Origin of the sequence: Pseudomonas sp. TWI929 (genome assembly GCF_039673335.1) — a bacterium.
In the GTDB taxonomy this organism is placed as follows: domain Bacteria; phylum Pseudomonadota; class Gammaproteobacteria; order Pseudomonadales; family Pseudomonadaceae; genus Aquipseudomonas.
On sequence record NZ_JBDJLK010000017.1, the window covers coordinates 25393 to 51365 of the forward strand.

The 25973-nt window shown below is 63.9% G+C and carries 25 protein-coding genes and 1 pseudogene; 10 read left to right on the plus strand and 16 right to left on the minus strand.

Features of this window, described 5'->3' with window-relative positions:
- The first annotated feature begins 8 nt into the window (after nt 1-8).
- The 5 genes from leuS to ABE456_RS10070 all read left to right on the plus strand — a co-directional run bounded on the left by leuS (nt 9) and on the right by ABE456_RS10070 (nt 6095).
- The gene (leuS, locus tag ABE456_RS10050; protein WP_346643759.1) at nt 9-2615 is read left to right on the plus strand and encodes a leucine--tRNA ligase; all 2607 of its coding nucleotides are present in this window, start codon (nt 9-11) and stop codon (nt 2613-2615) included.
- Between the two features lie 61 nt (nt 2616-2676).
- Nucleotides 2677-3282: an LPS assembly lipoprotein LptE gene (gene lptE / locus ABE456_RS10055; RefSeq protein ID WP_346643760.1), complete on the plus strand. Its 606-nt coding sequence runs from the start codon at nt 2677-2679 to the stop codon at nt 3280-3282.
- A gap of 39 nt (nt 3283-3321) precedes the next feature.
- Nucleotides 3322-4359, plus strand: coding sequence for a DNA polymerase III subunit delta (gene holA / locus ABE456_RS10060; RefSeq protein ID WP_346643761.1), 1038 nt, complete (start codon nt 3322-3324; stop codon nt 4357-4359).
- Nucleotides 4360-4553: 194 nt separating this feature from the next.
- The gene (gene arfA / locus ABE456_RS10065) at nt 4554-4718 is read left to right on the plus strand and encodes an alternative ribosome rescue factor ArfA (RefSeq protein ID WP_003257578.1); all 165 of its coding nucleotides are present in this window, start codon (nt 4554-4556) and stop codon (nt 4716-4718) included.
- Nucleotides 4719-4778: 60 nt separating this feature from the next.
- A complete protein-coding gene (locus ABE456_RS10070; protein WP_346643762.1) occupies nt 4779-6095 on the plus strand; it encodes a lytic murein transglycosylase in 1317 nt (438 codons plus the stop codon).
- A gap of 116 nt (nt 6096-6211) precedes the next feature.
- Here ABE456_RS10070 and ABE456_RS10075 read toward each other — a convergent pair whose 3' ends face one another.
- From ABE456_RS10075 to ABE456_RS10135, 13 genes and pseudogenes are all read right to left on the minus strand, one after another.
- Nucleotides 6212-7150, minus strand: coding sequence for an LD-carboxypeptidase (locus tag ABE456_RS10075; protein ID WP_346643763.1), 939 nt, complete (start codon nt 7148-7150; stop codon nt 6212-6214).
- An 87-nt stretch (nt 7151-7237) separates the two neighbouring features.
- Entirely contained in the window at nt 7238-8254 is a 1017-nt protein-coding gene (gene lipA, locus ABE456_RS10080) for a lipoyl synthase (RefSeq protein ID WP_003249742.1), read from the minus strand.
- 2 nt (nt 8255-8256) lie between these two features.
- Nucleotides 8257-8904 carry a lipoyl(octanoyl) transferase LipB gene (gene lipB / locus ABE456_RS10085; protein WP_346643764.1) on the minus strand — a complete coding sequence of 216 codons (648 nt, stop codon included), beginning with the start codon at nt 8902-8904 and terminating at the stop codon, nt 8257-8259.
- Complete coding sequence (locus ABE456_RS10090) at nt 8904-9179, minus strand: DUF493 domain-containing protein (RefSeq protein WP_003249736.1); 276 nt, start codon at nt 9177-9179, stop codon at nt 8904-8906. Before ABE456_RS10090 ends, lipB begins: the two co-directional genes overlap by 1 nt.
- 73 nt (nt 9180-9252) lie before the next feature.
- Complete coding sequence (locus ABE456_RS10095) at nt 9253-10413, minus strand: D-alanyl-D-alanine carboxypeptidase family protein (protein WP_346643765.1); 1161 nt, start codon at nt 10411-10413, stop codon at nt 9253-9255.
- Nucleotides 10414-10702: 289 nt separating this feature from the next.
- Nucleotides 10703-11698, minus strand: a pseudogene (locus ABE456_RS10100) (septal ring lytic transglycosylase RlpA family protein); the annotation flags it as partial.
- Entirely contained in the window at nt 11698-12708 is a 1011-nt protein-coding gene (mltB, locus tag ABE456_RS10105; protein WP_346643766.1) for a lytic murein transglycosylase B, read from the minus strand. The gene mltB and the pseudogene ABE456_RS10100, both read right to left, overlap by 1 nt.
- A 17-nt stretch (nt 12709-12725) precedes the next feature.
- On the minus strand, nt 12726-13829 hold the full coding sequence (gene rodA / locus ABE456_RS10110; RefSeq protein ID WP_346643812.1) for a rod shape-determining protein RodA: 1104 nt from the start codon (nt 13827-13829) through the stop codon (nt 12726-12728).
- 38 nt (nt 13830-13867) lie between these two features.
- Nucleotides 13868-15757, minus strand: a complete 1890-nt coding sequence (mrdA, locus tag ABE456_RS10115) for a penicillin-binding protein 2 (RefSeq protein ID WP_346643767.1) — start codon at nt 15755-15757, stop codon at nt 13868-13870.
- A gap of 16 nt (nt 15758-15773) precedes the next feature.
- On the minus strand, nt 15774-16241 hold the full coding sequence (gene rlmH / locus ABE456_RS10120) for a 23S rRNA (pseudouridine(1915)-N(3))-methyltransferase RlmH (RefSeq protein WP_003249722.1): 468 nt from the start codon (nt 16239-16241) through the stop codon (nt 15774-15776).
- 10 nt (nt 16242-16251) lie between these two features.
- Nucleotides 16252-16671, minus strand: a complete 420-nt coding sequence (gene rsfS / locus ABE456_RS10125; protein ID WP_009685825.1) for a ribosome silencing factor — start codon at nt 16669-16671, stop codon at nt 16252-16254.
- A 43-nt stretch (nt 16672-16714) separates the two neighbouring features.
- Nucleotides 16715-17374 carry a nicotinate-nucleotide adenylyltransferase gene (gene nadD / locus ABE456_RS10130; protein WP_346643768.1) on the minus strand — a complete coding sequence of 220 codons (660 nt, stop codon included), beginning with the start codon at nt 17372-17374 and terminating at the stop codon, nt 16715-16717.
- Between the two features lies 1 nt (nt 17375).
- Nucleotides 17376-18647 (minus strand): glutamate-5-semialdehyde dehydrogenase, encoded by a 1272-nt coding sequence (locus ABE456_RS10135; protein ID WP_346643769.1) that lies wholly within the window; start codon nt 18645-18647, stop codon nt 17376-17378.
- 330 nt (nt 18648-18977) lie between these two features.
- Between ABE456_RS10135 and ABE456_RS10140 the strand changes: the two genes are divergently transcribed.
- The gene (locus tag ABE456_RS10140) at nt 18978-19646 is read left to right on the plus strand and encodes a DNA-3-methyladenine glycosylase (RefSeq protein WP_346643770.1); all 669 of its coding nucleotides are present in this window, start codon (nt 18978-18980) and stop codon (nt 19644-19646) included.
- 3 nt (nt 19647-19649) lie between these two features.
- Nucleotides 19650-20966 carry a bifunctional DedA family/phosphatase PAP2 family protein gene (locus tag ABE456_RS10145; RefSeq protein WP_346643771.1) on the plus strand — a complete coding sequence of 439 codons (1317 nt, stop codon included), beginning with the start codon at nt 19650-19652 and terminating at the stop codon, nt 20964-20966.
- A gap of 122 nt (nt 20967-21088) precedes the next feature.
- Here ABE456_RS10145 and ABE456_RS10150 read toward each other — a convergent pair whose 3' ends face one another.
- Genes ABE456_RS10150 through ABE456_RS10160 form a run of 3 tightly spaced genes read right to left on the minus strand, consistent with a single transcriptional unit; the run spans nt 21089 to nt 22764 of the window.
- Nucleotides 21089-21679: an LON peptidase substrate-binding domain-containing protein gene (locus ABE456_RS10150; protein WP_346643772.1), complete on the minus strand. Its 591-nt coding sequence runs from the start codon at nt 21677-21679 to the stop codon at nt 21089-21091.
- A gap of 9 nt (nt 21680-21688) precedes the next feature.
- A complete protein-coding gene (locus ABE456_RS10155) occupies nt 21689-22405 on the minus strand; it encodes an LrgB family protein (protein ID WP_346643773.1) in 717 nt (238 codons plus the stop codon).
- Entirely contained in the window at nt 22402-22764 is a 363-nt protein-coding gene (locus ABE456_RS10160; RefSeq protein ID WP_346643774.1) for a CidA/LrgA family protein, read from the minus strand. Before ABE456_RS10160 ends, ABE456_RS10155 begins: the two co-directional genes overlap by 4 nt.
- A gap of 143 nt (nt 22765-22907) precedes the next feature.
- On the opposite strand from ABE456_RS10160, the gene ABE456_RS10165 reads away from it, so the two are divergent.
- The 3 genes from ABE456_RS10165 to ABE456_RS10175 all read left to right on the plus strand — a co-directional run bounded on the left by ABE456_RS10165 (nt 22908) and on the right by ABE456_RS10175 (nt 25882).
- Nucleotides 22908-23363 carry a MaoC family dehydratase gene (locus tag ABE456_RS10165; protein WP_346643775.1) on the plus strand — a complete coding sequence of 152 codons (456 nt, stop codon included), beginning with the start codon at nt 22908-22910 and terminating at the stop codon, nt 23361-23363.
- Between the two features lie 230 nt (nt 23364-23593).
- Complete coding sequence (gene prmA, locus ABE456_RS10170; protein ID WP_346643776.1) at nt 23594-24472, plus strand: 50S ribosomal protein L11 methyltransferase; 879 nt, start codon at nt 23594-23596, stop codon at nt 24470-24472.
- A gap of 42 nt (nt 24473-24514) precedes the next feature.
- Nucleotides 24515-25882: a DUF3426 domain-containing protein gene (locus tag ABE456_RS10175; RefSeq protein WP_346643777.1), complete on the plus strand. Its 1368-nt coding sequence runs from the start codon at nt 24515-24517 to the stop codon at nt 25880-25882.
- Nucleotides 25883-25973 lie beyond the last annotated feature (91 nt).

The following is a 25973-nucleotide window of genomic DNA, read 5'->3' on the forward strand; positions in this document are numbered from 1 at the left end:
AAGTAGCCATGCACGAACAATACACGCCCCGTGATATCGAAGCCGCCGCCCAGAACTTCTGGGACGAGCAACAATCGTTCGCTGTTACCGAACAGCCAGGCAAGGACACCTACTACTGCCTGTCGATGTTCCCGTACCCGAGCGGCAAGCTACACATGGGCCACGTGCGCAACTACACCATTGGTGACGTGATTGCCCGCTACCAGCGCATGCTGGGCAAGAACGTCCTGCAGCCGATGGGCTGGGACGCATTCGGCATGCCCGCGGAAAACGCGGCGATGAAGAACAACGTCGCCCCGGCCAAGTGGACGTACGAAAACATCGACTACATGAAGACCCAGCTCAAGAGCCTGGGCCTGGCCATCGACTGGGCACGTGAAGTCACCACCTGCAAGCCCGACTACTACCGTTGGGAACAGTGGCTGTTCACCCGCCTGTTCGAGAAAGGCATCATCTACCGCAAGAACGGTACCGTGAACTGGGACCCGGCGGACCAGACCGTACTGGCCAACGAGCAGGTCATCGACGGCCGTGGCTGGCGTTCGGGCGCGCTGATCGAGAAGCGCGAAATCCCGATGTACTACTTCCGCATCACCGACTACGCCGACGAGCTGCTGGAAAGCCTCGACGAGCTGCCGGGCTGGCCTGAGCAGGTCAAGACCATGCAGCGCAACTGGATCGGCAAGTCGCGCGGCATGGAAGTGCAGTTCCCGTACGACCAGGCCAGCATCGGCCACGAAGGCGCCCTCAAGGTCTTCACCACCCGTCCCGACACGCTGATGGGCGCCACCTACGTCGCTGTCGCCGCCGAGCACCCGCTGGCCACCCAGGCCGCCCAGGGCAACCCGGCGCTGCAGGCGTTCATCGACGAGTGCAAGAGCGGCAGCGTTGCCGAAGCCGACATGGCCACCCAGGAGAAGAAGGGCATGGCCACTTCCCTGCTGGTCGAGCACCCGCTTACCGGCGAGAAGCTGCCGGTGTGGGTCGCCAACTACGTGCTGATGCACTACGGCGATGGTGCCGTGATGGCCGTACCGGCCCACGATGAGCGCGACTTCGAGTTCGCCCACAAGTACAACCTGCCGGTCAAGGCCGTGGTGCGCACCAACGCTGGCGATGAAGTCGGCAGCGAGTGGCAGGCCGCCTATGGCGAGCACGGCCAGCTGATCAACTCCGGTGAATTCGACGGCCTGGACTTCGCCGGTGCCTTCGACGCCATCGAAGCCGCCCTGATCCGCAAGGAACTGGGCAAGTCGCGCACCCAGTTCCGCCTGCGCGACTGGGGCATCAGCCGCCAGCGCTACTGGGGCTGCCCGATCCCGATCATCCACTGCCCGTCCTGCGGCGATGTACCGGTGCCGGAAGACCAGCTGCCGGTCACCCTGCCGGAGAACGTGGTGCCGGACGGCGCCGGTTCGCCACTGGCGCGCATGCCTGAGTTCTACGAATGCAGCTGCCCGAAATGCGGCGCTGCGGCCAAGCGCGAAACCGACACCATGGACACCTTCGTCGAGTCGTCCTGGTACTTCGCCCGCTACGCCTCGCCTAACTACGAAGGTGGCATGGTCGACCCGAAAGCGGCCAACCACTGGCTGCCGGTCGACCAGTACATCGGCGGTATCGAGCACGCCATCCTGCACCTGCTGTACGCGCGCTTCTTCCACAAGCTGATGCGTGACGAAGGGCTGGTTACCTCGAACGAGCCGTTCAAGAACCTGCTGACCCAGGGCATGGTGGTCGCCGACACCTACTACCGCGTTGCCAGCAACGGCGGCAAGGACTGGTTCAACCCGGCCGATGTCGAGATCGAGCGCGACGCCAAGGCCAAGATCATTGGCGCCCGCCTGAAGAGCGACGGCCTGCCGGTGGAAATCGGTGGCACCGAGAAGATGTCGAAGTCGAAGAACAACGGCGTCGACCCGCAATCGATGATCGACCAATACGGCGCCGACACCTGCCGCCTGTTCATGATGTTCGCCTCGCCGCCCGATGCGAGCCTGGAATGGTCCGACTCCGGCGTCGAGGGTGCCAGCCGTTTCCTGCGCCGTGTATGGCGCCTGGCCCAGGCCCACGTGGCCCAAGGCTTGCCGGGCAAGCTGGATGTCGCCGCACTGGACGACGCGCAGAAGGTCATCCGCCGCGCCATCCACGCTGCCATCAAGCAGGCCAGCACCGACGTCGGCCAGTACCACAAGTTCAACACCGCCATCGCCCAGGTGATGACCGTGATGAACGTACTGGAAAAGGCCCCGCAAGCCAGCGAACAGGACCGTGCCCTGCTGCAGGAAGGCCTTGAAGCCGTTACCCTGCTGCTGGCACCGATCACCCCGCATATCTCCCATGAACTGTGGCAGCAACTGGGCCACCAGCAGGCAGTCATCGACGCCGGCTGGCCAGCCGTCGACGACGCAGCCCTGGTACAGGACACCGTCACCCTGGTAGTGCAGGTCAATGGCAAGCTGCGTGGCCAGGTCGAAATGCCGGCCGCTGCCAGCCGCGAAGAAATCGAAGCTGCCGCGCGCAGCAACGAGAACGTCCTGCGCTTCATTGATGGCCTGGCCATCCGCAAGGTCATCGTGGTACCGGGCAAGCTGGTCAACATCGTCGCCAACTGATGGCAACGCCCGCCCGCAGCCACTGCGGGCGGGCGGAACAGGCCCACAAGGGAGCAACAACATGATCAAACGCAATTTGCTGGTAATCGGCCTGGCGGTCATGCTCAGCGCCTGCGGTTTCCAGCTGCGCGGCACCGGCTCCACCGAGCTGAGCGTGAAGGAAATGGACGTCAGCGCACGCAACGCCTACGGCCCGACCGTGGTCCAGCTGCGTGAAGTACTGGAGCGTAGCGGCGTCAACGTGCATGCCGGCGCGCCTTACCGCCTGGTGCTGACCAACGAGCAGGAGCGCGAGCGCTCGGCGACCTACAACAGTGGCAACCGTACCGCCGAGTACGAACTGACCACCGTGCTCAACTACAGCATCCTGGGCCTGAACAACCTGGAGCTGATCAGCGACAAGCTGGAAGTGCGCAAGATCTACGTGCGTGACGGCTCGAACATTACCGGTTCCGAGCAGGAAGCCAATCGTGCCCGTGAAGAAATGCGTCGCGACCTGGTCAACGCCATGGTCGTCCGCCTGCAGCTGCTGAGCCCGACGCAGCTGGACGAAATGCAGCGTAAAGCCGACGAACGTGCCAAGGCCGAAGCGGCTGCGCTGGAGGCCGCGCGCCGCCAGCAAGCCGAAACGCCTCAGCAGTCGCCACTGGAAGTACCGGGCAACTAAGCCCGTGCGGGGCACCCTCGGGTGCCCCGCCTGTTTCCCATGAAACTCGCACCCGCCCAACTCAACAAGCACCTGCAAGGCGCCCTGGCACCGGTTTACGTGGTCAGCGGCGACGACCCGCTGCTGTGCCAGGAAGCCGCCGACGCCATTCGTAACGCCGCGCGCCAGCAAGGTTTTGACGAACGCCAGGTGTTCAGTGCCGACGCCAACTTCGACTGGGGCACCCTGCTCCAGGCCGGCGCCAGCCTGTCACTGTTCGCCCAACGCCGCCTGCTGGAGCTGCGCCTGCCTTCGGGCAAGCCCGGCGACAAGGGCGCCGCAGCGCTGATGGAATACTGCGCCAACCCTGCCGAAGACACCCTGCTGCTAATCAGCTTGCCCAAGCTTGACGGCAGCGCGCAAAAGACCAAGTGGGGCAAGGCGTTGATCGAAGGCGCCCACTGCCAGTTCATCCAGATCTGGCCGGTGGATGTGCACCAGTTGCCGCAGTGGATCAACCAGCGCCTGCAGCAAGCCGGCCTGTCGGCACAGCGTGACGCCGTCGACCTGATTGCCGCACGCGTGGAAGGCAACCTGCTGGCAGCCGCGCAGGAAATCGAAAAGCTCAAGCTGCTGGCCGAAGGCAACCAGATCACCGTCGAAACCGTGCAGGCCGCCGTCGCCGACAGTGCCCGCTTCGATGTCTTCGGCCTGGTCGATGCAATTCTCAACGGCGAAGCCGCGCACGCCTTGCGCATGCTCGAAGGCTTGCGCGGTGAGGGTGTGGAGCCGCCAGTGATCCTCTGGGCCCTGGCCCGCGAGCTGCGCCAGCTGGCCGGGCTGGCCCAGCAGTTCAGCCAGGGTGTGCCACTGGACAAAGCTTTCAGCCAGGCCCGCCCGCCAATCTGGGACAAGCGCCGACCGCTGGTCAGCAAGGCCCTGCAGCGCCTGTCGGCACAGCGCTGGGCGCAGTTGCTGCAGGATGCCCAACGCATCGATGCGCAGATCAAGGGCCAGGCCGAAGGCTCGCCCTGGACCGGGTTGTCGCGGTTGGCGCTGTTGATGGCCGGGCAAAGACTAGCGCTTCCTTCGGAATAGCCGGGGCCGCTTCGCGCCCCTTTCGCGACACAAGGCCGCTCCTACAAGGAAATGCGATCTCCTGTAGGAGTGGCCTTGTGTCGCGAAAGGGCTGCAAAGCAGCCCCAGGATCTCAGCCATATACACAATCAATTGGCCCCACCCTGCCCGAAGGCCTAAAGTCCGCCCGAAATTCACCAGCCGGGAACCCCGCCATGAGCAAAAAGCCGAAGAAGCACGGCCCCAACAAGGCCAAGTCGATCATCGCCCAGCCCCTGTTCCGCTGCCGCCAGGAACAACCGAACAAGGGCAAAGGCAGCTACCGCCGCGAAGCCTTCCAATCGAGAGATTGGGAGGCTTCTTACTTTTTGGCCGCATGAAAGCATCACAAGCGCAGGCATGGTATGGTCGTCACCTGACCTGCAATTCTGGATCTGTGCATGCTCCTCAGTCTTCTCCCCCGCTGGAAAACCCGTCAGCTGATCGCGGCCTCCAGTTTCATCCTGCTCGTGGCCTGCGCGGAAAAGCCCACCGCTGCCGATGCCCTGCCGCTGGCCCCCGCCCAGCCCGCCCCAGTGGTAACCCTACCCGGCACAACGCCCGACACCAGCACTGAAATCCAGCCCCTGCAAACCTTCGCCCAATGGCAGGCCGGCTTCCGCCAGCAGGCCCTGCAGGCCGGCATTTCGCCGAGCACCTTCGACCTCGCCTTCCTCGGCGTCACCCCCGACCTGGATGTGATCAAGGCCGACCGCAGCCAGCCGGAGTTCACCCGCCCGGTGTGGGAGTACCTCGAAGGCGCCCTTTCGCCCCTGCGTGTGCGCAATGGCAAGAAGCTGCTGGAGCAGAACGCCGAGCTGCTGACACGTATCGAGCAACGCTATGGCGTCGACCGGCAGGTGCTGGTGGCGGTGTGGGGCATGGAAAGCAACTTCGGCCAGTTCCAGGGCAACAAGTCGGTGATCCGCTCGCTGGCCACCCTGGCCTATGAAGGCCGTCGCCCGCAGTTCGCCCAGGACCAGCTGATCGCCGCGCTGCAGATCATCCAGCATGGTGACATCCAGCCTGAAGCCATGCGTGGCTCGTGGGCCGGCGCCATGGGCCAGACCCAGTTCATCCCCACCACCTACAACACCCATGCCGTGGACTTTGACGGCGATGGCCGCCGCGATATCTGGAACAGCACCCCGGACGCCCTGGCCTCGACTGCGCACTACCTGCAGAGCTCGGGCTGGAAGCGTGGCCAACCATGGGGCTTCGAGGTGCAGGTGCCGCCAGGCTTCGATTTCTGGCAGGCCGATGGCGCGCTGCGCAAGCCGGTCAGCGAGTGGCTGGCGATGGGGGTGAAACTGCCTGCAGGTACTCAGCTGCCGCCAGGTAGCAACCAGCTGTCTGCCGCCCTGCTGCTGCCTGCGGGCGCGCGTGGCCCGGCATTCCTGGTGCTGGACAACTTCCGCGCCATCCTCAAATACAACAACTCGTCGTCCTACGCGCTGGCTGTAAGCCTGCTGGGTGATCGCTTCAGTGGCTGGGGCTTCATTGCCGGCAGCTGGCCGAAGGAAGACCTGCCGCTCAGCCGCAGCGAGCGCATGGAGCTGCAGAACCTGTTGAACAGCCGTGGCCATGAGGCGGGCAATGCCGATGGCATCATCGGCGCCAATACCCGCAAGGCCATCCGCAATGCCCAACAGGGACTGGGCTGGCCGGCGGATGGGTACCCGACCCACAAGCTGCTTGAGAGCCTGCGTAGCCAGTGAGATTGCCGGGGGCGCGTTGCGCCCCCTTCGCGGGCACGCCCGCTCCCACAGGTATCGCGCCAAACCCTGTGGGAGCTGGCTTGCCTGCGATGGGCTGCAAAGCAGCCCCAAAAATCTCAAGCCCTGAACAGGTCCTGTTCCAACACCAAACTCTGCCGACCACTGTCCAACCTGACCCGAGCCCCCAGCGGCAAGCACACATTCGGGTCACAATGCCCACTGCGCCACCCGGCCAGCACCGGCACGCCCAGCGGGCCGAAGGTCTCCTCCAGCAACGGTATCAGCGCCGCCGTGGTAATCCCGGCAAAATCCCCCACCAGCACGCCCTTGACCCCTTCCAGCTTGCCCGCCAGGCGCAGCTGGGTCAGCAGCCGGTCCACCCGGTACAGCGGCTCGTTGACGTCCTCGATGAAGAGGATGCAGCCCTGGGTATCCAGCTCGGCAAGTGTGCCAATGGTCGCCCCCAGCATCGACAGGTTGCCGCCCAGCAGTGGCCCGCTGGCCACGCCCGGCAGCACACTGCTCAAGGCATGGTCCACCGGGTGCTCGATCTGCCCGCCCGCCCGCACATGCCCGCCCAGCTGCGCCAGCAATGACGACTCGGTCGGCGCCAACTTGCCCCCCAACAGGTCGGCATTGAGCATCCCGCCGTGGAAGGTAACCAGCCCGCTGTGCCGGTAGATCGCCGTGTGCAGCGCGGTGATGTCGCTGTAGCCAACCAACGGCTTGGGGTTGCGCCGGATCAGCTCGAAATCCAGTTGGTCGAGCAGGCGCATGCTGCCGTAGCCCCCGCGCATGCACAGGATGGCGTCGATGGCCGGGTCGGCAAAAGCATCGTGCAGGTCTTGCAGGCGCTGCTGGTCCGGGCCAGCCAGGTAGCCCTGGGCCTGCAGTGCACCCGGGTAGATACGGCAACGGTAGCCGCGGTCAGCAAACCACTGGCTGACCTTGTGCGTATCCAGCCGCGCCGCACCCGCTGGGGCGACGATGGCAAAGCAGGCATCAGGCGGCAGCGCGGCTGGCAGGCTGAGTGGGACGGTTTCGGCGCAATTCATTGCGGCTCCTTGCTGCACGTGGAACACAAACAAAAATGCCGATGCCGCCTTTCGGCGCGCATCGGCATGCGTGGCTCTGCGCTTGGCTCAGAGCTTGATCTTGGCTTCGTGAGCCTGCTGGTCAGCATGGTACGAAGAACGCACCAGCGGGCCAGAAGCAACGTTCTTGAAGCCCATCTTGTAACCTTCCTCGGCGAACCAGGCGAAGGTGTCCGGATGAACAAAGCGCTGCACCGGCAGGTGGCTGCGCGACGGCTGCAGGTACTGGCCAAGGGTGAGCATATCGATGTCATGCTCGCGCATGCGGTGCATCACTTCGATCACTTCCTCGTCGGTTTCGCCCAGGCCGAGCATAAGGCCCGACTTGGTCGGCACGTGCGGTACCAGCTGCTTGAACTTCTGCAGCAGGTCCAGCGACCAGTCGTAGTCCGAACCCGGGCGCGCGGCCTTGTACAGGCGCGGTACTGTCTCGAGGTTGTGGTTGAACACATCCGGCGGCTCTTGCGCGGTGATCTCCAGGGCAACGTCCATACGGCCACGGTAGTCCGGCACCAGGGTTTCCAGCTGCACGCCAGGCGAGAGCGCGCGGATTTCGCGGATGCAGTCGGCGAAGTGCTGGGCACCACCGTCGCGCAGGTCGTCGCGGTCCACCGAGGTGATCACCACGTACTTCAGGCGCAGGTCGGCGATAGCGACCGCCAGGTTTTTCGGCTCGTCCAGGTCCAGCGGCTTCGGTCGGCCGTGGCCGACGTCGCAGAACGGGCAGCGACGGGTGCAGATGTCACCCATGATCATGAAGGTGGCAGTACCGCCAGAGAAGCACTCGCCCAGGTTCGGGCAGGAAGCTTCTTCGCACACGCTGTGCAGCTTGTGCTTGCGCAGCAGTTGCTTGATGCGGTCTACCTCAGGCGACACCGGGATACGCACGCGAATCCAGTCGGGCTTCTTCGGCAGCTCGTCGGTAGGGATGATCTTTACCGGGATGCGCGCGACCTTGTCGGCGCCACGCAGCTTGACCCCAGCTTCCACCTTCTTCGGCGCTGGGCGCGGGGTGGCATCCTGGGTAGGTATCAGGTTCGGCACGGCTTCTTGCACAGTTGTCATATTCAGTCGATTCCGCCCGTGAGGGTCGTCTGCTCAGCGTAGTCGAGGTGCTTGACCAGCTGTCCGCGCAGCCTTGTCCTGACCTCGTCGAGTTCGATCGGGCCTGCCAGGTCGCGCAGCTGGGTCATGGCCAGCCCCGCATATCCGCAGGGGTTGATTCGGCGGAATGGCGCAAGGTCCATGTCCACGTTCAGGGCAAGGCCGTGGAACGAACGGCCGTTGCGAATTCGCAGGCCGAGGGAGGCGATTTTCGCTCCATCGACATAGACACCCGGGGCATCGGGCTTTGCCGCAGCCTGGACGTCGTAACTGGCAAGCAGATCAACCAGGGTCTGCTCGATACGGCTGACCAGCTCGCGCACGCCAAAGCCCAGCCGGCGTACATCCAGCAGCAGGTAGGCCACCAGCTGCCCGGGGCCATGGTAGGTCACCTGGCCACCGCGGTCGGTCTGCACCACCGGGATGTCGCCCGGCACCAGCAGGTGCTCGGCCTTGCCGGCCTGGCCCTGAGTGAAGACCGCGGGGTGCTCGACCATCCAGATTTCATCCTGGCTGTCCGGGCTGCGCTGCTCGGTGAAGCGACGCATGGCCTCCAGCACCGGTTCGTAGGGCTGCAGGCCAAGCTCGCGAAAACCGAGGCAGGCGGACATCAGAGCACCATTTTCACGATGCCGGTAGCACGCAAGGCGCTATTGATATCGTGCAGCTGGTTCTCGCTTTCGGCAACGATGTGCAATTGCACGGTGGTGTACTTGCCTTCCTTGCTCTGGCGTTCGGCCAGGGTGGAAAGGTCAACCTTGGCGTGCTTGCTGAGAATCTCGATGACCGTGTCCTTGAAGCCAACAACGGTATCGCCGATTACCTTGATCGGGTAATCGTCGCAAGGGAATTCGATCTTGTGCGACTTTACGTCTGGTTCGCTCATGGCGGAAACGGCCTCGTAAGCCGTGGCAACAACAAGGCCCCCGCAGGATGTGCGGGGGCTTGCCGGTCACGTATCAGTTGAACAAGCCATAGAAGAATAGACGGATGCTATCCCACATACGGCGGAAGAAACCACCTTCCTCGACGCCATCGAGGGCGATCAGGTCGGCGCTGTGAACCACTTGCTCGTCCAGTTTGACTTCCACTTTGCCGATTACGTCACCTTTGGCGATTGGCGCGGTAATTTGTGGGTTCATGGTCATCGAAGCCTGCAGGCGCTTCAATTGGCCTTTAGGCATAGTCATGGTCAGGTCGTCTGCCAGGCCCGCCTTGACGATACCGGCAGCGCCTTTCCAGACCGGAGCCTGGGTCAGCTCGGTGCCCTTCTGGTAGAAGGTCTGGGTTTCGAAGAAGCGGAAGCCATAGGTCAGCAGCTTCTGGGTCTCGGCAGCACGCGACTGCTCGCTGTTGGTACCGAATACCACGGCGATCAGGCGCTGGCCATCGCGAACGGCCGAAGCCACCATGCAGTAGCCGGCTTCGTCGGTGTGGCCGGTTTTCAGGCCGTCGACGGTTTTGTCACGCCACAGCAGCAGGTTGCGGTTAGGCTGCTTGATGTTGTTCCAGAAGAACTCTTTCTGCGAGTAGATGGCGTAGTGGGCCGGGTCGACGTTGATGATCGCACGGGCCAGGATCGCCATGTCGTGGGCCGACGAGTAATGCTCCGGGTTCGGCAGACCGGTAGGGTTCATGAAGTGGCTGTTGCTCATGCCCAGGTCGGCAGCCGTCTTGTTCATCATGTCGGCGAAGGCATCTTCGCTGCCGGCGATGTGCTCGGACAGGGCGACCGAGGCATCGTTGCCGGACTGGATGATGATGCCGTGCAGCAGGTCGCTGACGGTAACCTGGCTACCCACCTTGATGAACATGCGCGAACCGCCAGTACGCCAGGCGTTTTCGCTGACGGTAACCGGGTCGTTCTCGCCGATTTGGCCGCGACGGATGTCCAGGGTGGCGATGTAGGCAGTCATCAGCTTGGTCAGGCTGGCTGGCGGCAGGCGCTCGTCACCGTTGTTCTCGACCAGCACGTTGCCGCTGGACGCGTCCATGAGTACGTAGGACTTGGCTGCCAGTTGCGGTGGCGCCGGCGTCATCTGCTCAGCCGCGAAGGCGGCAGGCGTGATCATCAGCAGTACAGGCAGGCAAAGTCGTTTGGCAAGGTTGGTGATGTTCATCCGTCTCTCGAAAATCGCTAATGGTCTGATGTTCCCTGGGCAAGATCGTGTGCCCAGCGCCAGTCAGTCTAGTTTTATGGCCGTAGGCCTGGCCCGCCGGCACTTGTAAATCAAAGTGCGGCTTTATGTCGCTGCGGGCAAAAGCCGACATTGTACATGGCCGCGCCCGGCAATTCATGACAAAACCGACAGTTTGGTGTTGCCTTCTTCGCGGGTGAACCCGCTCCCACAGGCCATGCACAACCCGGTGGGCGCGGGTTAACCCGCGGAGAAGGCGACGCGGGCAGACAGCTGTGACCAGCTTGGCCTGCCCCAAGTTCGCCAGTCGGATGCTGTCTTGTGCTTGCTGGATCTCGCCCTGGCTGCTGATCGGCCCCAGGCGCACGCGGTGCAGGGTCTGCTGGTTACGCACGATCGAGCTGATGAACACCGGCGCGCTGACCATGGTGCTGAGCTTGGAGCGCAGCAACTCGGCGGCGTCCGGGTTGGCGAAGGCACCCACCTGCAGGAAGCTGCCACCGGCACCGCCCGGTACGTTGTTGCCGCCCACCTGCACCGGCACTACCGGCGCTGCATGCTGCTGCGGCGGTGGGGTCCATTGCTCGACGCGCCCGGTAGTGGCCGGAATCGCCTGGGTCTGGGCCACTTGCGGCTCTTTCAGCACCATCGGTGGTGTCTGGCCACGCTGGGCCCACCATTGCTGCGGGTCGATGCCCTCGACGCGCACATGCGCAGTGCCGATCTCGGCATAGCCGAGCTTTTTCGCCGCGGCGTAAGACAGGTCGATGATGCGGTCGGAGTAGAACGGGCCACGGTCGTTCACCCGCAGGATCACGCTGCGGCCGTTGGCCAGGTTGGTCACCTTGACGTAGGCCGGCAGCGGCAGGGTCTTGTGCGCCGCACTCATACCGTACAGGTCGTACAGCTCACCGTTGGCGGTGTTCTGCCCATGGAACTTGGTGCCGTACCACGACGCCGTGCCCTCGGCGCGGTAGTTGCGCGAGTCCTGCATCGGGTAGTAGGTCTTGCCCAGCACCGTGTACGGGTTGGCCTTGTAGTTGCCGGTGTGCACAGTCGGCGTGGCGTCGGGAATCTTGTTCACATCCACGTCCCACCACGGCGCGCCGTCCTTGTGCGCCCGGTTGATGTCCAGGCCCGGCTGGCTGCGCACGACGTTGCCACTGCTTTGCTGGGTCGGGCGGTTGGAAGAGCAGCTGGCCAGCACCACGCCAACAGCGAGGCAGGTGAGCAGCTTGAAAGAATTGGCAGAGATGATTGCGCGCATTACTTGACGCCCCGTGCTTGAACCAGCTGTTCCGATAGCTGATGCACCGCCATGGCATACATCACGCTGCGGTTGTAGCGAGTGATCGCGTAGAAGTTCTTCAGGCCCAACCAGTACTCGGGGCCATTGTCACCCTCAAGGCGGAAGGCGGTAACCGGCTGATCATCGCGCAGCGAATCATGAACCGACCAGCCAAGCGTGCGCAACTCCCCTACCGTCTTCACCGGCTCGATGCCGGTGGTCAGGCCTTCGTCAGCGCGCTCGCCGTCCACCCAGGCGCGGCTGACCACACCCTCGCCGGCCACCCAGCCATGGCGCTTGAAGTAGCTGGCCACGCTGCCAATGGCATCGTCCGGGTTGTTCCAGATATTGATGTGGCCGTCACTGTCGAAGTCCACCGCATAGTTGCGAAAGCTGCTCGGCATGAACTGCGGCAGGCCCATGGCGCCGGCATAGGAGCCTTTGAGCGTCAGCGGGTCGAGTTGTTCTTCGCGGGCCAGCAGCAGGAATTCGCGCAGTTCCTTGCGGAAGAACTCGGCCCGTGGCGGGTAATCGAAGCCCAGGGTCGACAGGGCGTCGATCACCCGGTAGTTGCCTGTGTTGCGGCCAAAGAAGGTTTCCACACCGATGATCGCGACGATGTACTGCGCCGGTACGCCGTATTCCTGCTCGGCGCGGGCCAGCACCGCCTCATGCTGGCGCCAGAAGTCGACACCGCGGGCAATGCGCGCGTCGGTGATGAACATCGGCCGGTAGTCCTTCCACGGCTTGACCCGTTCGGCCGGGCGCGAAATGGCATCGAGGATCGACTGTTTGCGCTGCACCTCACGGAACACGCCCATCAGCTGCTCGGGGGCAAAGCCGTAGTCGCGGCTCATTTCGCCAACGAACTCGGCCACCTGGGGCGAGTTCTGGTAATCGCCGGCATGGGCCAGCTGTACAGCGCCGAACAGGCCCACCGCGCCGATCCACGGCGCACAACGGGCAGCCCAGTTACGCACTGCTTGCATGAAATTGTTCACCTTATTCAAACCTGCGCGATCCATTTGCGGTGCGTATGGATCGACATCAGAACGCCAAACGCTGACAGCAGCGTCACCAACGAAGTTCCGCCATAGCTAATGAAGGGCAGCGGCACGCCCACTACGGGCAGCAGGCCGCTGACCATACCGATATTGACGAACACGTATACAAAGAAGGTCATGGTCAGGCTGCCTGCCAGCAGCTTGCCAAACAGGGTCTGGGCCTGAGCAGTGATCATCAGGCCACGGCCGATCAGCAGCAGGTAGACAATCAGCAGCAGGCAGATGCCAACCAGGCCGAATTCCTCGCCGAGCACGGCGATGATGAAGTCGGTGTGGCTTTCCGGCAGGAAGTCCAGGTGCGACTGGGTGCCCAGCAGCCAGCCCTTGCCGAACACCCCGCCCGAGCCGATCGCCGCCTTGGACTGGATGATGTTCCAGCCGGTACCCAACGGGTCGCTTTCCGGGTCGAGGAAGGTCAGTACCCGCTGCTTCTGGTAGTCGTGCATGACGAAGAACCACATCGCCACCGCCACCGGTACCGCCGCCGCCAGCACGCTGAGGATCCAGCGCCAGCGCAGGCCGCCCATGAACAGCACAAAGGCACCCGAGGCGAGAATCAGCAGCGCCGTGCCCAGGTCGGGCTGGCGCACGATCAGGATGAACGGCACACCGATCAGCACCAGGCTGATCGCCACGTGCTTCAGGTGCGGCGGCAAGGTGCGCTTGGACAGGTACCAGGCGATGGTCGCCGGCATGATGATCTTCATGAATTCCGAAGGCTGGAAGCGGATCACCCCAGGGATGTTGATCCAGCGCGTGGCACCCATGGCGTTGTGGCCCATCACGTCCACCACCACCAGCAACAGCACCCCGGCCAGGTAGGCCAGCGGCACCCAGCGGGCCATGAAGCGCGGCTCCAGCTGGGCGATGATGAACATCGACACCAGGCCGATGCCGAACGAGGTCGCCTGCTTGAGCAGCAGGTCCCAGTTCTTGCCACTGGCCGAATAGAGCACGAACAGGCTGCCAGCCGCGAGGGTCAGCAAAATGACCAGCAAGGGGCCGTCGATATGGATGCGCTGCAGAAAGCTGGCGCGCCGACGCATCACATCCTCGCTGGAGAGCATGCGATCGAAATTGTTCATCACAGGGCCGATTCCTGGGTAACGGTAGCTGGCGCGAACTCGGGCTTGAGCCGGCCGTTTTCGTCGAGCAGCCAGGCATCCATGATCTGGCGTACCACCGGTGCGGCGACACCCGAGCCGGACTCACCGTTCTCGACCATCACCGAGACCACGATCTTCGGCGCCTCGGCCGGGGCAAAGGCGACGAACAGGGCATGGTCGCGGTGGCGCTCCTGGAGCTTGTTGCGGTCGTACTTCTCGCCCTGCTTGATCGCCACCACCTGGGCGGTACCGCTCTTGCCGGCAATGCGGTACTGGGCGCCGGCGGCAGCCTTGCGCGCGGTACCGCGGGCGTTGTGCATCACCTGCTCCATGCCATGGGTGACCTTGGCCCAGTCAGACTTGTCACGCAGCACGATGTCTTCCATCGGGTTGTCGTCCACCGGCGGCTGGCCTTCGATGGTCTTGGCCAGGTGCGGGCGGTTCCACACACCCTTGTTGGCGATCAAGGCGGTGGCCTGGGCCAGTTGCAGCGGCGTGGCCTGCATGTAGCCCTGGCCGATGCCGAGAATCAAGGTTTCACCGGGGAACCAGGCTTGGCGACGGGTAGCGCGCTTCCATTCGCGCGATGGCATCAGCCCGGCAGACTCCTCGAACATGTCGAGGGAAACCCGCTGGCCGATGCCGAACTTGTTCATGTAGCTGGACAACCGGTCGATGCCCATCTTGTGCGCAAGGTCGTAGAAGTAGGTGTCGTTGGAACGCATGATCGCGGTGTCCAGGTCGACCCAGCCATCGCCGGTGCGGTTCCAGTTACGGTATTTGTGGTCGTAGTTGGGCAGCTGGTAGTAGCCCGGGTCGAACACCCGGCTGCTGGCATTGACCACGCCACTGTCCAGGCCGGCAATGGCCACCGCCGGCTTGATGGTCGAACCCGGTGGGTACAGGCCGCGCAGCACACGGTTGAACAGAGGCCGGTCGATCGAATCGCGCAGCTCGGCGTAGGCCTTGAAGCTGATGCCGGTGACGAACAGGTTGGGATCGAAGCTGGGTTGGCTGACCATCGCCAGCACTTCGCCGGTACGCGGGTCGAGCGCCACCACCGCGCCGCGCCGGCCACCCAGGGCGGCTTCCGCGGCTTCCTGCAGCTTGATGTCCAGGCTCAGCACGATGTCCTTGCCCGGTTTCGGGTCGGTGCGTTTGAGCACCCGCAGCACACGACCGCGCGCGTTGGTCTCGACTTCCTCGTAACCCACCTGGCCATGCAGGGCGTCTTCGTAGAAGCGCTCGATGCCGGTCTTGCCGATATGGTGGGTGCCGCTGTAGTTCACCGGGTCGAGCGTTTTCAGCTCTTTCTCGTTGATCCGCCCCACATAACCTACCGAATGGGCGAAATGCGCACCCTGCGGGTAGTGGCGCACCAGCTGGGCCACCACCTCAACACCCGGCAGGCGGAACTGGTTCACCGCCACGCGGGCGATCTGCTCCTCATTGAGCTCGAACAGGATCGGCACCGGCTCGAACGGCCGGCGGCCCTGGCGCATGCGCTTCTCGAACAACGCCCGGTCATCATCCGTCAGTTCCAGCACTTCGACGATGGTATCCAGTACTTCCTGCCAGTTACCCGCACGTTCGCGGGTCATCGACAGGCTGAAGCTGGGCCGGTTGTCGGCAACGATCACCCCGTTGCGGTCGAAGATCAGCCCGCGGGTCGGCGGGATCGGCTGCACATGCACCCGGTTGTTCTCCGACAGCGTCGAGTGATAGTCGTACTGGATGATCTGCAGGTAGTACAGCCGCGCAATCAGCACGCAAATAAGCAGCATGATCGCAACCGCGCCGACCACGACGCGGTTGCGCACCAGGCGGGCGTCTTTCTCGTGGTCCTTGAGACGGATCGGCTGCGACATCGGACTGCTTACAGGCTCATTTGTGGTAAGGGTGCCCGGACAACACGGTCCAGGCGCGGTAGATCTGCTCGCCGATGAGTATCCTTACCAACGGGTGCGGCAGGGTCAGCGGCGACAGCGACCAGCGTTGCTCGGCGCGCGCGCAGACCTCAGGTGCCAGGCCTTCCGGGCCGCCCACCATCAAATTCACCGTGCGCGCATCCAGGCGCCAGCGGTCCAGCTCGGTCGCCAGTTGCTCGGTACTCCAGGGCTTGCCATGGACCTCGAGGGTGACGATGCGTTCCCCAGGCTGAACCTTGCTCAGCATGGCTTCGCCCTCCTGACGGATCAGGCGGGCGACGTCGGCATTCTTGCCACGGGTGTTCAGCGGGATTTCCACCAGCTCCAGCGACAGCTCGGCGGGCAGGCGCTTGGCATATTCATGCCAGCCTTCCTCGACCCACTTCGGCATGCGCGAGCCGACCGCGATCAGGCGCAAACGCACAGCGCTTTCCTTATTCGCGGTCTTTGAGCTTGTCGGAGTACTCGTGAGCGTGGTCCGGGCTGTGGTGCTTGCCATCGGCGGCACGGCTTTGCTCGGCACCCTGCCACAGGCGCTCCAGGTCGTAGAACTGACGGGCTGCAGCGGTCATCATGTGCACGATGACGTCGTTCAGGTCCAGCAGCACCCAGTCGCTGTCGCCCTTGCCTTCTTCACCCAGTGGCTGGGCACCCTTGGCCTTGACCGCTTCGCGAACCTTTTCGGCCATCGCGTTGATCTGGCGGTTGGAGGTACCGGTGGCGATGATCATGTAGTCGGTCAGGCTGTGCTTCTCACGCACGTCGATGACCTGGATGTCCTGGGCCTTGACGTCTTCCAGCGCGGCCTTGGTCACTGCGACCAGTTCTTCGCCGTAAATTTTCTGCTTGGTCATATAAAACTCGTTCAACTCGTTGGATGAGGCGCCAGAGGCACCGTCAGTTGGGCACACGATACAGTTCGTGCGCCTCGATGTAGGCCAGTACGGCGTCCGGCACCAGGAACCTCACCGATTTGCCGCTGGCCAGCAGCTGTCGGATCTGTGTAGCCGACACCGCAAGCGGCGTCTGCCAGACGAACGAAATATTTCCCGCCGGGCCGGACATGGCGGTGGGATCGCTCTCCGAACGCGCAGCCAGCAGGTTGCGCAGCTCGTCAGGGGGTTCTACGTCGGCATCCGGGCGTTGCAGCACCAGGATGTGACAGTGTTGCAGCAATTCTTCCCAGCGGTGCCAGCTGGGCAGGCCACAGAAGGCATCCCAGCCCAGCACCAGGAACAGCTGGTCGTTGGCGCGCAGCTCGGCGCGGACCGACTCCAGCGTATCGATGGTGTACGACGGCTTGTCGCGCGCAAGCTCGCGGGCATCGACGCTCAGGCACGCCACGCCCTGCACCGCTTGGCGGACCATGGCCAGGCGATCCTGCGCAGCTACCTGCGGGGTATCGCGGTGCGGCGGCCGGGCATTGGGCAGCAGGCGCAACTCGTCCAGCCCCATGAGCTCGGCCACTTCCAGCGCGCTGCGCAGGTGGCCGATGTGCACGGGGTCGAAGGTGCCGCCTAGAATGCCGATGCGCCGGACTGCCTGGGCCTTGCTCAACTCAGCAGGACTCCTGGCCGCGCAGCTGGCCGTCGCCGATTACCACGTACTTTTCGCAGGTCAGGCCTTCCAGGCCGACCGGGCCGCGGGCGTGCAGCTTGTCGGTGGAAATACCGATTTCCGCACCCAGGCCGTACTCGAAGCCGTCGGCGAAGCAGGTCGGGGTGTTGAGCATGACCGACGCCGAATCGACCTCAGCCATGAACTGGCGGGCTTCGCCCTGGTGTTCGCTGATGATCGAGTCGGTGTGGTGCGAGCCATAGTGGTTGATGTGCTCGATGGCCTGGTCCAGGCCATCCACGACGCGGATCGACAGAATCGCGTCGAGGTACTCGGTGTGCCAGTCGTCTTCAGTAGCCGGTTTGGCCTCGATCAACGCGCGGGTACGCTCGCAGCCGCGCAGCTCGACGCCCTTCTCCTGGAAGCGGCGGGCCATTTCCGGCAGGAAGCGCTCGGCCACCAGCTGGTCGACCAGCAGGGTTTCCATGGCGCCACAGATGCCGTAGCGGTAAGTCTTGGCGTTGAACGCCACGCGCCAGGCCTTGTCCAGGTCGGCGTGCTGGCTGACATAGACGTGGCAGATACCGTCCAGGTGTTTGATCACCGGCAAGCGGGCATCGCGGCTGATGCGCTCGATCAGGCCCCGGCCGCCACGCGGCACGATGACATCGACAAACTCCGGCATGCTGATCAGCGCGCCTACGGCTTCGCGGTCGGTGGTCTCGACTACCTGCACCACCGCCGCCGGCAGGCCGGCAGCAGCCAGGCCACGCTGGATGCAGGTGGCGATGGCGCGGTTGGAATGGATGGCTTCGGAGCCGCCACGCAGGATGGTCGCATTACCCGACTTCAGGCACAGGCTGGCCGCATCGATGGTCACGTTCGGGCGCGACTCGTAGATGATCCCGATCACCCCCAGCGGCGTGCGCATCTTGCCGACCTGAATACCCGATGGGCGGTAGCTCATGTCGCGGATGGCCCCGACCGGGTCCGGCAGGCTGGCCACCTGGCGCAGGCCGGTGATCATGCCATCGATACGCGCCGGGGTCAGCGCCAGGCGGTCGAGCAGCGCCGGCTCCAGGCCATTGGCGCGGCCAGCGGCCAGGTCTAGCTCGTTGGCGGCGGTCAGCTCGGCACGGGCAGCGTCCAGTGCATCGGCGGCGGCTTGCAGGGCGCGGTTCTTCTGCGCGGTGCTGGCACGGCCGATCACCCGGGAGGCCTCTCGGGCAGCGCGACCCAGGCGGGTCATATAGTCAAGAACGGACTCAGTCATGGGTTCGGTGTCTTGGCGAAGGGGAAATCGGCTGATTATAACTGCCGCGCAGGTGTACGCCCAGCGGCGGGTGGCGGATGGTAGAAAATGGCTGGGGCAATGTGCAGGAAAGATGTAACCGGGGTTATCGAAACTTCTTTCTCCTGTTGTGGCCTCTTCGCGGGTAAACCCGCTCCCACAGGGCCTGCACAAGGCCTGAGTCATATGCTGTACCTGTGGGAGCGGGCGTGCCCGCGAAAGGGCCGGCCCTGCCAACATCACCATCCGATTCAGCCTCGATTAAGCCATTCATTGCTATCATCCCCGCCTTTCCAGCCACGAATCGCTCGCATGCCTGCCCTGCCCGACAGCTTTTTCGACCGTGACGCCCAGACCTTGGCCAAGGCCCTGCTGGGCAAGGTCATTCGCCATCGCCACGGCGACCTGTGGCTGGCCGCGCGCATTATCGAGACCGAGGCCTACTACCTCACCGACAAAGGCAGCCATGCCTCGCTCGGCTACACCGAAAAGCGCAAGGCGCTGTTCCTCGACGGCGGGCACATCTACATGTACTACGCCCGCGGCGGCGACTCGCTGAATTTTAGCGCCCACGGCCCCGGCAACGCGGTGCTGATCAAGTCTGCCTATCCTTGGCAGGACGCCCTCTCGGGGCCCAACAGCCTGGCGCAGATGCAACTGAACAACCCCGACGCCAGCGGCAAGCTGCGCACCGATGAGCGCCTGTGCGCCGGCCAGACCTTGCTGTGCCGAGCCTTGGGCCTGAAGGTGCCGCACTGGGACGCCCAACGCTTCGACGCCGAGCGCCTGTACGTGGAAGACTGCGGCAACGCCGTGCCACGGGTGATCCAGGCCGCCCGCCTGGGCATCCCGCATGGGCGCGACGAGCACCTGCCCTATCGCTTCGTCGACGCCGAATACGCGCGCTTCTGCACGCGCAACCCGTTACGCCGCGGCCAACTCGAAGGCCGCGATTTCTTCATTCTCGAACAAGGAAGCTGAACCATGGGCCAATGGCTCGACAGCCTGACCGGCTGGCTCAGCGCCAACCCGCAGTGGCTTGGCCTGGCGATATTCCTGGTGGCCTGCATCGAATGCCTGGCCATTGCCGGCATCATCGTGCCGGGCACGGTGCTGCTGTTCGCCGTCGCGGTACTGGCGGGCAGCGGTGCATTTACCCTGGGCGAAACGCTGCTGCTGGGCTTTCTCGGCGGCCTTTTGGGCGACGCCTTGTCGTACACGGTAGGCAAGTACTTCCACCAGAACATCCGCCGCCTGCCACTACTGCGCCATCACCCGGAATGGATCGGCAGCGCCGAAAGCTACTTCCAGCGCTATGGCATCGCCAGCCTGCTGGTGGGGCGTTTCATAGGGCCGTTGCGGCCGATGCTGCCGATGGTCGCAGGCATGTTCGACATGCCACTGCCGCGCTTCATCGCTGTCAGCCTGGTGGCCGGCGCCGGTTGGTCGGTAGCCTACCTGCTGCCCGGCTGGGCCACCGGCGCAGCCATGCGCCTGCCCCTGCCGGAAGGCTTCTGGCTGGATGCCGGCATCATCGCCGGTACTTTGGCCGTGCTGATTGGCCTGAGCCTGAACAGCAGCCTGCGCGACCAGCGCCATGGCACCCGGCTGGTTGCCGGCCTGAGCTTCGTCGCCCTGGCCAGTTTGTTCCTGGGTTGGCCGTACCTGAATGAGTTCGACCAGGGCGTGATGACCTTGGTGCAAGAGCACCGCAGCCAGGCCATTGATGGCGCTGTGGTGCTGGTGACCCGGCTGGGTGATTTCCGCACCCAGCTGTTCCTCGGCGGCCTGCTGACCGGGCTGTTGCTGCTGGCGCGGCAGTGGCGGCATGCCATGTTCGCAGCGGGCGCGCTAATGGGCACGGCAGTTGCCAATGGCACGCTGAAATGGCTGTTCTCCCGCGCCCGACCTGAGGTTTTGAGCGATCCATTGACCAGCTACAGCATGCCTAGCGGGCACAGTTCGGCGTCGTTTGCGTTCTTTCTGGTGATGGCAGTACTGGCCGGGCGCGGGCAGCCGCCGCGAATGCGCCTGACCTGGGTGACGCTGGGCTGCATTCCAGCGCTGGCGATTGCCCTGTCGCGGGTGTACCTGGGGGCGCACTGGCCGACTGACATCCTTGCCGGGGCTTTGCTGGCGTGTTGCGTATGTGCGCTTAACCTGGCACTGATGCAACACCAGCAGACGCTGCCAGCCTTGCCGCAACGGGTGTGGTGGCTGGTGTTGCCGGCATGCGTGGCGTTGCTGGCGTTCTTTGCCATGCATGCGCTGCCGCAGGCTTTGCTGCGCTATCAGTATTGATGTTGCCTGCGCTGGCCTCTTCGCGGGTAAATCCGCAGGTATTTCGCAGAGCTCAAAACCTGTGCGGCACCTGTGGGAGCGGGTTTACCCGCGAAGAGGCCGGCACAGGCATTACAGAACCATCAGGCAAACAACTCACCCTGAATCCGCTCCAGCAGCTTCTGGATCTCGCCCAGCCGCTGCTGCGGCGAGTCAAGGGTCAGCAAATCCAGCTTGTCCTCTTCCATGAACGGCAGCAGGTACGCCAGCTGGTTGGCCAGCGCCTGGCGCCCGTCCACCGGGCGCGGCATGTCCAGCGCTTCGACCATCGGGTGCTCGCCAAGGGCCACCAGCAACGCCAGCAGGTCATCGTCGGCCTCAAGCAACGGGCTGTCCGCCTGCTCCGGTAGCCATTGCACCTGCCCGACCAGCAATTGGTCCTTCTGTACCTCGGTGCTCTCCAGGTTGAAGCGCCGCACACCTTCAACCCGTATACCCAGCAAACCGTTGTCTTGCTGCACGAAGTCGCGGATCACCGCCTCGCAACCGATCGAGGCGACCACCGGCGGTGCCTTGCCGACCTGCTCGCCTTCCAGGATGCACACCACACCAAACCCTTCGCCCTGCTTCATGCAGCGCCCAATCATGTCCAGGTAGCGCGCCTCGAAAATCTGCAAATCAAGGAAGCAGCCAGGAAACAGCACGGTATTGAGCGGAAACAACGGTAGCGTCATCACAATTCCTCAAGCCACCAGGCTGACCGCCAGCGGCAGGAACACCGCTGTGGCCACCCCCATCAGGCTCATTGCCAGCGCGGCAAAGGCGCCGCATTCGTCACTTTCCTGCAGGGCCACCGAAGTGCCCACCGCGTGCGCAGTCACACCCAGCGACATGCCGCGCGCCTCGGGGCTGTGCACACCAAAGCGGCTCAACAGCGCCGGGCCGAAGATAGCCCCGATCACTCCGGTGATCAGCACGAACACTGCTGCCAGGGCCGCCACGCCACCAATCTGCTCGGCCACCAGCATGGCGATCGGCGAAGTCACCGACTTTGGCGCCATGGTCATCAGGATCATGTGTTCGGCACCAAACCACCAGCCCAGCAGCAGGCAGCACAGCGTGGCGAACAGGCCTCCGATTACCAGCGTAGTAAAGATGGGCCAGAACAGCTGGCGGATCCGCCGCAGATTGAGGTACAGCGGCACGGCCAGGGCGACGGTGGCCGGTCCCAGCAGAATGTTCATGATTTCGGTGCTCTTGCGGTATTCGCTGTAGCCGATGCCGCACAGCAGCAACACGCCGATCACCAGCAACATCGACACCAATACCGGCTGCAGGAAGATCCAGCGGGTCTTTTCAAAGGCCGCCAGCACCACCTGGTAGGCCCCGAGCGTGATGCCGATACCGAACAAGGGATGGTGAACCACCGCATCCAGCGCGCCTTGCCAGTCGAGCATCATGGCTGCCCCTCACGCTTGCCCTGGCGGTGGATGAGCTTTTGCATCAACACCCCGACAAACACCAGCGTCACCAGGCAGGAAATCAGCAAGGCCCCGGCAATCGCCCAGAAGTCGGCGGCGATGTCCTTGGCATACACCATCACGCCTACCGCCGGCGGCACCAGCAACAACGGCAGGTAGCGCAGCAGGCTGCTGGCAGCCTCGTTCAGCGGTTTGCCTACCTCGCCACGGGCCATGAGGAAGAACAACAGCAGCAACAGGCCGATGATCGGCCCCGGCAGAAACGGCACCAACAGGTGATTGATCGCCGTCCCCAGCAGCTGGAACAGCACCAGCCAGGTCAAACCACGCAACAGCATAAGCATCTCCCTCGGGCATCACGGCCATTATAAGCACGTGCAGCCATATACCGATATTCGCCGAAAAGCAGGCAACTTGACTGAAACGGCTTGCCGTGCTGATCTTGCACTTTCGTACCAACTTACAACATGGAGAGTCCGCGATGCCCTATGTACCGGTTACAGAGCTTTCGCAGTACGTTGGCAAGGAACTGGGCCACTCCGCCTGGCTGAGGATCGACCAGCAACGCATCAACCTGTTCGCCGAGGCGACGGGTGATTTCCAGTTCATCCACGTCAACCCGGAAAAGGCGGCAAAAACCCCGTTTGGCTGCACAATCGCCCATGGCTTCCTGACGTTGTCGCTGATTCCCGTACTGATGGAGGACATCCTGGTCCTGCCGCAAGGGCTGAAGATGGTGGTGAACTACGGGCTGGACAGCGTGCGCTTCATCCAGCCGGTCAAGGTCGACAGCCAGGTGCGGTTGAAGCTGGAGCTGGCCCAGGTGACGGAGAAGAAGCCTGGTCAGTGGCTGCTCAAAGCGATTGCCACGCTGGAGATCGAAGGTGAAGAGAAGCCTGCATATATAGCTGAGTCGCTTTCGCTCTGTTTTGTCTGATGTACCACGGCCTCTGTGGGCGGCTTGTGTCGCGAAAGGGCCGCAAAGCGGCCCCGGCAATCTCGGCATGATACTGAGATCCTGGGGCTGCTCCGCAGCCCGATCGCGACACAAGGCCGCTCCCACACGGTCCATGCCCGGCCTTCTCTACAAACCCACCGCACTCGCGTAAACTGCCAGCCTTCGCGCAGCCTAGGGCTGCCCCTGTCGATTTACCAAAGGTGCCCGCCATGCCCTGGCTGCAAGTACGCCTGGCCATCAGCCCGGAACAAGCCGAAACCTACGAAGACGCCCTGCTCGAAGTAGGCGCCGTCTCGGTCACGTTCATGGATGCCGAAGATCAACCGATCTTCGAGCCAGACCTCAACACCACCCCGCTGTGGTCGCACACCCACCTGCTGGCCTTGTTCGAGGCCGATGCCGATCCTGAGCAGGTGTTCGCCCACCTGCGCCTGCTGACCGGCGCCGAGCTGCCCGAGCATCAGGCCGAGGTGATCGAGGACCAGGACTGGGAGCGCAGCTGGATGGACAACTTCCAGCCGATGCGCTTTGGCCGCCGCCTGTGGATCGTGCCTAGCTGGCACGATGCCCCGGAAAAGGACGCGGTGAACCTACTGCTCGACCCGGGCCTGGCCTTCGGCACCGGCACCCACCCTACTACCGCCCTGTGCCTGGAATGGCTCGACGGCCAGCAACTGGACGGCACCCAGGTGCTGGACTTCGGCTGTGGCTCGGGCATCCTGGCCATCGCCGCGCTGCTGCTGGGCGCCCGTGAAGCGGTCGGTACCGACATCGACGTGCAGGCCATCGAGGCGTCGCGTGACAACGCCCAGCGCAACGGTATTGCCGATGACAAGCTGGCGCTGTACCTGCCCGAACATATGCCGGCGATGCAGGCCGACGTGCTGGTCGCCAACATCCTTGCCGGCCCGCTGGTGTCGCTGGCACCGCAGCTGTCCGGCCTGGTCCGCCCAGGTGGCCTGCTGGCACTGTCGGGCATCCTCGCCGAGCAGGGTGAGGAAGTGGCCGCTGCCTACGCCGCCGACTTCGAGCTGGACCCGATCGTCGTGCGCGACGGCTGGGTGCGCATCAGTGGTCGCCGCCGTTAAGCAGGCCTAGAATACTTTTCTGCACAGTTCCCGGATCGCCGCATGACCGACAGTTTCGTCACCCAGTGCCCGCATTGCCAGACCAGCTTTCGCGTCACCCACCAGCAGTTGAGCGTGGCACGCGGCGTGGTGCGCTGCGGCCACTGCTTGCAGGTGTTCAACGCCGCCAAGCAGCTGCTGGAGCAGAACCGCACTGCTACCGCCAGCACCCCTGTGGTGCCTGCGCCGGTACCTGCTGCGCCTGCCGAACCACTGGCCGAGCCGGCGCTCGCCGCCGAACCTGCCATCAGTGCGCACAGCAGCACCGCTGACGAGGACTGGGCGCTTACCGCCCAGGCACTGGACGAGCTCGACCTCGACAAGGAACTGGAACGCCTGGAACGTCGCGGCCAACCGGCCCCGGCACGTCCAGCCAACCTGGATGACGGGCTGCAGGCGCGTCGCGACGAGCAGCAGCCGGACGAGCATGTCGAGGATCTGTTCGGTACGGCCACCGGTGAGCCCTTCGAGCCGCAACGCGAAGCACAACCTGAGCCAGTACTGCTGGCGCCGGAGCCCCTGGAGCTGGAGCTGGACCTGGAGCCTGCCCCCGGCGATCGCACCGAACCGACCCTGGGCGGCAATCTGGACCTGGACATCGACGACGAGCCGCCGGTGCGCCGGGCTGCCGAAATCGATGAGCCCGACGCGTTCAGTGAACCACTGCACGCCAGTGAAGACGAAATCGCCGAGAAAGGCCTGAGCGCCCGGGATGATGAGCCACTACCGCTGCACCTGTCGGTGCACGACGACGACCATGTCGAACCGCTTCCCGGCGAGCGCCTGGAACCAGGCTTTGCCGGCAAAAGCGAGCGACCGGCGCGCAAGGAGCCGCTGGTAGATGTGGTCGACGACCCGCTTCAACTGGGCTGGGAAAAGCCGGCGCCCAACTGGGGAAAACGCCTGCTGTGGGGCTTGCTGACCTTGCTGGCCGCTGGCCTGCTGGCGTTCCAGTATGTGTGGTTCCATTTCGACGAGATGGCCCGCCAGGACCAGTACCGGCCGATCTTCCAGCAAATCTGCCCGCTGGTCGGCTGCCAGGTACCCACCCGCGTCGATATCGCACGGATCAAAAGCAGCAACCTGGTGGTACGCAGCCACCCGGACTTCAAGGGCGCACTGATTGTTGACGCAATCATCTATAACCGCGCGCCGTTCGCCCAGCCGTTCCCACTGCTGGAGCTGCGCTTCGCCGACCTCAATGGCCAACTGATCGCCAGCCGGCGCTTCAAGCCCAGCGAGTACCTGTCCGGTGAACTGGCCGGGCGTGGCGAAATGCCCAGCCAGACGCCGATCCACATCGCCCTGGACATCCTCGACCCAGGGCCGAAGGCGGTGAACTACAGCTTGAGCTTCCGTTCGCCGGAATAAAGGATTGGCCGGGGTTCGCATTCCCTGTGGGAGCGGCCTTGTGTCGCGACAGGGCTGCAAAGCAGCCCCAAGCCCTCACCCGCACCAAATG